Source organism: Chitinophaga sp. 01L420 (assembly GCF_056399985.1).
In genome coordinates this window covers 233174-239956 of record NZ_JBFTSK010000025.1, presented here as the reverse complement: position 1 = coordinate 239956, position 6783 = coordinate 233174, and the positions used below count along the sequence as shown (strand labels likewise).

Genomic DNA, 6783 nt, shown 5'->3' with positions numbered 1-6783 from the left:
CTTGATAAACAACGGAATATTTCCTTTTTGATACTATTTTTATATTATATATTAATTTAAAATAACAGATAGCGTAAGAAAAGAAGATGCCGGACTCCTCTTCTCTTCGTACTTTAGCGGTATCAATATTCAGATATGAAACTTATTAAGTCAATTATAGCTATGGCCGCTTTCTTCCAGCTTTGGGGCACCAATTCCCAGGCGCAAATTAAAACAGGAGATAAAATACCCGCCTTCTCCTTACAGGATCAGAATGGAAAAACTTTTGATATCAGTACCGTGCTGGGTAAACAGCCCCTGGTCATTTATTTTTATCCGAAAGATGAAACCAGCGTATGTACCAAAGAAGCCTGTTCGTTCCGTGATTCCTTCCAGGATTTTCAGAAATACGGTGCTATGGTAATAGGTATCAGTTCTGATGACGTAGCCTCTCATAAAAGCTTTGCCACCCATCATAACCTTCCTTTCACCCTGTTGAGCGATCCTAAAAATGAAGTACGCAAATTATTTGGTGTGCCTAAAACTTTTGTGATTCCGGGTCGTGTTACTTATATCGTAGATAAGAAAGGCGTGGTGGTACATGAGTTTAACTCAATGCGTGATGGAGAAAAACATGTAACGGAATCATTGGCTGCCTTGCAGAAAATGCAATAGTGCCAAGCTATCCGGGAAGTTGAGATACTATAAACGTCTTAAATCTTTAAACGTACTGATCTCTTCTTTCAGGGCAAATAGCTGGATGCCCCATATCAATCCGCGCACCAGCGCAAAAGCTACCAGGGCAAGGGAAAAGGATACCTGCATAAAGCTGCCTTCTTCACGGTTGGTGAGGGTAATTACGCGGATCAGCATGATGAAAGCAACTACGAGAAAGATACCTGCTTTGACACCGGTAGTACGCATTTGCTTCCTGAAATATTCATCAAACCCTTTGGCAGCAGCGATGCTGGCTTCCGGATTTGGAGTGCCGTCAGCGAGGAGCCGTTGTTCCAGGTCCGCTACCCGGCGTTGTTTATGATGTTCAGTGAAGTACGTTTTAATGATATCTGCCTGCATAATTTCCGTGATTGTCAATTGAGGCTGCAAGGTACAAAAAAGGCGATGGATATAGATCCACCGCCTTCATATAAATCATGAACATTTACTAAGCTTCTTTCAGGAACGGATACCGGTAATCGGTAGCTGGTACAAAAGTTTCTTTGATACTTCTTGCACTCAACCAACGGTAGAGGTTCAGCATAGAACCTGCTTTATCGTTGGTACCGGATGCGCGGGCACCGCCAAATGGCTGCTGTCCTACTACGGCGCCGGTTGGCTTGTCATTGATGTAGAAGTTACCTGCACTGTTTACCAGTTTGCGGGTAGCCAGTTCCACTGCATAACGATCCTGTGCAATGATAGCACCGGTTAATGCGTATTCGGAAGTGGTATCTACAATCTGCATGATCTCTTCAAATTTATCTGCTTCGTATACATGGATAGTCAACACTGGTCCAAAGATTTCCTCACACATGGTTACATACTTAGGGTCGGTAGTTTCAATTACAGTAGGTTCAATGAAATAACCTTCTGATTTATTGTAGTTACCGCCTGCAATGATTTTCGCTGCCGGATCTTGTTTCGCATTATCGATGTACTTCGCGATTTTATCGAAAGAACGTTCATCGATCACTGCGTTGATAAAGTTGCTGAAGTCTTCTGTAGTACCCATTTTCATGGTTTTCAGTTCAGCTACTAATTTTGATTTTATATCGTCAGCAAGATTGTTTGGTATGTATGCACGGGAGGCAGCAGAACATTTCTGGCCCTGGTATTCAAATGCGCCGCGGGCTAAAGCGGTAACGGCAATATCAACATCGGCTGATTTGTGAATGAGCACGAAATCTTTACCACCTGTTTCGCCAACGATGCGCGGATAAGTTTTGTATTTATGGATGTTTTCGCCGATGGTCTTCCACATGGTCTGAAATACACCTGTAGAACCGGTGAAATGGATACCTGCGAAATGAGGATCTGCAAAGCAGATCTCGCCGATAAGCGGGCCGCCGGCATATACCAGGTTGATAACGCCATCAGGTAAACCAGCTTCGATCATTACCTTCATGAATACCTGTGCAGCAAATACCTGGGTATTGGCGGGTTTCCATACTACCACATTACCGCACATGGCAGCAGAGGCAGGGAGGTTACCGGCAATAGCGGTAAAGTTAAACGGTGTTACGGCCAGTACGAAACCTTCCAGTGGACGGTATTCTACCCTGTTGTGGATACCAGGCGCACATACCGGCTGCTGACGGTAAATTTCGCTCAGGAAGTGTACATTATAACGAAGGAAGTCGATCAGTTCACAAGCACTGTCTATTTCAGCCTGGTAAGCATTTTTGCTTTGTCCGAGCATGGTAGCAGCGTTGATGTGGTAGCGGTATTTGGTGGCGAGGAGTTCAGCCGCACGCAGGAAGATGCCGGCACGTTGTTCCCAATCCATATTAGCCCATTTTTCACGTGCTTCCAAAGCTGCTGCAATGGCGGATTTCACGTGAGTGGCATCACCCAAATGGAATTGACCTAATTTGTGTTTGGTTTCATGCGGGGGACGCAGGTCTACAGTATTACCTGTACGAACTTCTTTACCGCCGATGTACATTGGTATATCAGCTACTTCTCCCTTAAATGCGGCTAATTGTTTTTTTAGTGCAATTCTCTCAGCGGAACCGGGCGCATAAGACAACACGGGCTCATTGGCTGGCGCTGCGTACTCAAAGTATCCTGTATTCATTGTAACCTGATTTTAATATTCGTTTATTTGGTTATTTGTCTGCTGAATGAAACATCCAGATAACAAACAACCAAATAAACAAATGATTACGTGTTTTGTTTCCGCTGCAAAATTAATGGTTACAATGCCTACGCGCTTATTAATTATTAGTAGATACTTATTAATTATTGTCCTCTTCCTTCTGCATCATCAGATATGCTTTGACAAATCCGTTCAGTTCGCCGTCCATAACAGGACCTACGTTACCTACTTCAAAATCTGTACGGTGATCTTTGATCATTTTATACGGATGGAATACGTATGACCTGATCTGTGAGCCCCATTCGATTTTGCGCTTGTTGGCGTTGGCTGCATTTTTCAACTCTTCTCTTTTACGGATCTCTTCTTCATACAGGCGTGACTTTAACATGGTGAGTGCCTTTTCACGGTTCTCTCCCTGTGTACGTGCCTGCTGACATTCGATGATGATACCTGAAGGAACGTGCTTCAAACGTACAGCTGTTTCTACCTTGTTTACGTTCTGTCCGCCCTTACCACCTGAACGGTAAAACTCCCATTCCAGGTCTGCAGGGTTAACAGCAATCTCGATAGTATTGTCTACTAACGGATACACATATACGGAGGCAAAAGACGTGTGCCGGCGGGCATTGGAATCAAATGGTGAAATACGTACCAAACGATGTACTCCGCTTTCTGCTTTCAGGTGACCGTAAGCAAAGTCACCATCAAATTCCAGTGTAGCGGATTTAATCCCGGCACCATCACCATATTGTGTATCAATTTCTGATACTTTCCAACCTTGTTTTTCACCATACATGCGGTACATACGCAGCAGCATTTCAGCCCAATCCTGGCTTTCCGTGCCGCCTGCACCAGAGTTAATGGTTAATACTGCAGGCATTTCATCTTCCGGCTGGTTCAAAGTAGATTTAAATTCCAGATCGTCCAACGCCGCTACAGCAGCACCATAGGCCTGTTCTACTTCTTCCTCGGAAGCTTCTCCTTCTTTGAAAAAATCATTCAATACGGCACTATCATCGATAGCAGCGTTTACATGATCGTAAAGGTCAACCCAATATTTGTTTACCTTAATTTCCTTCAGAATCGAAGTGGCTCTGACGTTGTCATCCCAGAATCCGGGCGCCAGGCTTAGTTGTTTGTCGTTTTCTATTTTAGCTAATCGGTCAGGTACGTTAAAGAAAACCTCCCAGGACATATAAACGGTCCCTCATAGCTTTAAGTTGCTCAGCTGTCATAGCTGGCAAATGTATGTAAAAATATAGATATCTGCTAATGTCTCAGAACTTTGTTTTATTGTCCATTTTAGCATAATATTTGCGTGACAACATGGTAACCATGTCGCTAATATTATAAAAAGTACCTATCTATTATGGTAAGCCATGAAACCCTCCACTTCAAAAATAAATCCATATTCAACACACTAGGGTATATTATAATGATAGCTGCAAACGTACTGGCAGTGGCACTTCCCATTAATGGCAAAACTACTGCACAGATCTCGGAGGAGTATCCCAACCTTTTTGTACCGGCTGGTTTCACGTTTTTTATATGGGGTATTATCTATCTTTCACTACTTGCATTTATTATATATCAACTATGGCTGGCATTCTCTGATAAACATCCCGAAGCACTCTCGCGACTGATGCAAAAAATGAAAGACTGGTTTCTCATTTCATCAGTAGCCAATGCCTGCTGGCTATTTGCGTGGCACTATCACCTGATACCTGTAAGTATGGTTATTATGTTGATGCTGCTGATCTCCCTGGTGATTATCCACCTGAACTTCGGTATAGGTACCTCCCCTGCTACCCTGCCCGAGAAAATATTCATTCATTTTCCTTTCAGTCTTTACCTCGGATGGATGGCTATTGCCACTATCGCCAACCTGACCACTCTGCTGGTGTATGCCGGCTGGGAAGGCAACCTGCACAACCAGATTATATGGACGATTATCATGATAGGCATAGGCACACTCGCCAGTATGGCCATGATACTGCTACGCAACAATATCGTTTACGCGCTTGTTAGTGTATGGGCATTTTACGGCATCCTGGCAAAAAGAAAAGCGGCAGACGTGATGGATGAGAATTCCATTATCCATACCTGTATCATTGCCATTGGAATTATTGCCATAACAATTTCCTGGCAATTCTACAGGAAACAGAAATCCTGATACTAAAAGATTATTTTTGATGCGCATTTAATATATACAATACTATGTTTCCATCTACCAATCCAACTACCACTAAATCGTGGGATTCTTTAAAGAAGCACGCCGAAGAAATGAAAAAGGTGCATATGCGCGCCTTGTTTATGGAAAATAAAGAACGCTTCGGTGAGTTCTCTCTACAATTTGAAGACATCCTTTTTGATTATTCCAAGAATATCATCACTGAAGATACCCGCAGCCTGTTGTTAAGCCTCGCCACTGAATGCGGCGTAGCGGATGCTATCAAAGCGATGTTTGGTGCAGAGAAAATCAATGTAACCGAAAACCGTGCAGTACTGCATACCGCTTTGCGTAACACTTCGGATAAACCCGTTTTACTGGATGGCCGCGATGTAATGCCGGATGTAAAAGCAGTGCTGAACAAGATGGATCACATCTGCCGCCAGATACATTCCGGTGAATGGAAAGGATATACGGGCAAGCCTATACGTTATATTGTAAACATCGGTATCGGTGGCTCCGACCTCGGCCCGGTGATGGTAACAGAGGCACTAAAGCCTTACTGGAAACCGAATATTCAGACTTACTTTGTTTCCAACGTAGACGGCAMCCACATTGCTGAAACGTTGAAGAAAATAACACCGGATGAAACGCTGTTTCTGATAGCATCCAAAACCTTTACCACACAGGAAACCATGACTAACGCACATACTGCGCGCAGCTGGTTCCTGGAACATGCAAAAGACGAAAAGTTTGTAGCTAAACATTTTGCGGCATTATCTACCAACGAAAAAGCAGTAACAGCTTTCGGTATTGATCCTACCAACATGTTTGAGTTCTGGGATTGGGTAGGTGGCCGTTACTCGCTCTGGTCCGCTATTGGCTTGTCTATAGCACTGACTATTGGCTTCGAAAACTTCACCGAATTACTGGATGGCGCACATGCGGCAGATAATCACTTCTCCGGTACACCACTGGAACAGAATATTCCCGCCATCATGGCGCTGATAGGTATCTGGTATGGTAACTTCTTTGGCAGCGCTACCGAAGCAATCCTTCCTTACGACCAGTACATGCACCGCTTTGCGGCGTATTTCCAGCAGGGAAATATGGAAAGCAACGGTAAATCAGCAGATCGTTCAGGCAAGCCCGTTAGTTATGAAACTGGCCCTATTGTATGGGGTGAACCAGGTACCAACGGACAACATGCCTTCTACCAACTCATTCACCAGGGCACACGCCTGATCCCCTGCGACTTTATCGCACCGGCTATCAGTCATAACCCTATCGGTGATCATCATGTTAAACTGTTGTCCAACTTCTTTGCACAAACAGAAGCACTGATGAATGGCCAAACCGAAGCGGAAGTACGTGCTAAACTGGAAAAGGATAATGTACCGGCAGATGAAATTGCCAAGATATTACCTTCGAAAATATTCAGCGGCAACCGTCCTACCAACTCATTCCTGCTAAAGAAAATTACTCCCCGCTCACTGGGCTCACTGATAGCCCTATACGAACATAAGATCTTCGTACAGGGAGTGATCTGGAATATCTATAGCTTTGATCAATGGGGTGTGGAACTGGGCAAACAATTAGCCAGTAAAATACTGCCGGAGCTGGAGAATAACGACATTGTGCTAAATCATGATGCGAGTACCAATGGTTTGATCAACGCCTGGAAAGGGATGCGGACCAAAGCATAGAACTTTGTAACATATATAAAGAGAAAGGGGAAAGCGAAAGCCTTCCCCTTTTTTCTTTATATCCCAAAGAAAAACCCCCGGAGAAATCCGGGGGTTGCCTATTATTTTTA

General features: G+C 43.9%; 6 protein-coding genes. 3 read left to right on the top strand and 3 right to left on the bottom strand.

The annotated features are described in order from the left end of the window. The first annotated feature begins 135 nt into the window (after positions 1 to 135). The gene (locus AC1DP6_RS22635; protein WP_477056857.1) at positions 136 to 654 is read left to right on the top strand and encodes a peroxiredoxin; all 519 of its coding nucleotides are present in this window, start codon (positions 136 to 138) and stop codon (positions 652 to 654) included. Positions 655 to 681: 27 nt separating this feature from the next. On the opposite strand, the gene AC1DP6_RS22630 is transcribed toward AC1DP6_RS22635, so the two are convergent. The 3 genes from AC1DP6_RS22630 to prfB form a co-directional block, all read right to left on the bottom strand. Further along, positions 682 to 1056: a hypothetical protein gene (locus tag AC1DP6_RS22630; protein ID WP_477056856.1), complete on the bottom strand. Its 375-nt coding sequence runs from the start codon at positions 1054 to 1056 to the stop codon at positions 682 to 684. 88 nt (positions 1057 to 1144) lie between these two features. After that, positions 1145 to 2776 carry an L-glutamate gamma-semialdehyde dehydrogenase gene (gene pruA / locus AC1DP6_RS22625; protein WP_477056855.1) on the bottom strand — a complete coding sequence of 544 codons (1632 nt, stop codon included), beginning with the start codon at positions 2774 to 2776 and terminating at the stop codon, positions 1145 to 1147. Between the two features lie 160 nt (positions 2777 to 2936). After that, a protein-coding gene (gene prfB / locus AC1DP6_RS22620; protein ID WP_441575015.1) for a peptide chain release factor 2 occupies positions 2937 to 4032 on the bottom strand; the annotation gives its coding sequence in 2 pieces (ribosomal slippage) (positions 2937 to 3971 and positions 3973 to 4032; 1095 coding nt in all). A 200-nt stretch (positions 4033 to 4232) separates the two neighbouring features. Here prfB and AC1DP6_RS22615 point away from each other — a divergent pair. Together AC1DP6_RS22615 and pgi are read left to right on the top strand one after the other, a co-directional pair. Continuing rightward, positions 4233 to 4970 carry a hypothetical protein gene (locus tag AC1DP6_RS22615; protein WP_477056854.1) on the top strand — a complete coding sequence of 246 codons (738 nt, stop codon included), beginning with the start codon at positions 4233 to 4235 and terminating at the stop codon, positions 4968 to 4970. A 44-nt stretch (positions 4971 to 5014) separates the two neighbouring features. Next, positions 5015 to 6673: a glucose-6-phosphate isomerase gene (gene pgi / locus AC1DP6_RS22610; RefSeq protein ID WP_477056853.1), complete on the top strand. Its 1659-nt coding sequence runs from the start codon at positions 5015 to 5017 to the stop codon at positions 6671 to 6673. The last annotated feature ends 110 nt before the right edge of the window (positions 6674 to 6783 follow it).

Coding starts and splice junctions, on each gene's coding strand:
- AC1DP6_RS22635 (WP_477056857.1), top strand. CDS start 136: ATGAAACTTATTAAGTCAATTATAGCTATGGCCGCTTTCTTCCAGCTT.
- AC1DP6_RS22630 (WP_477056856.1), bottom strand. CDS start 1,056: ATGCAGGCAGATATCATTAAAACGTACTTCACTGAACATCATAAACAA.
- AC1DP6_RS22615 (WP_477056854.1), top strand. CDS start 4,233: ATGATAGCTGCAAACGTACTGGCAGTGGCACTTCCCATTAATGGCAAA.
- pruA (WP_477056855.1), bottom strand. CDS start 2,776: ATGAATACAGGATACTTTGAGTACGCAGCGCCAGCCAATGAGCCCGTG.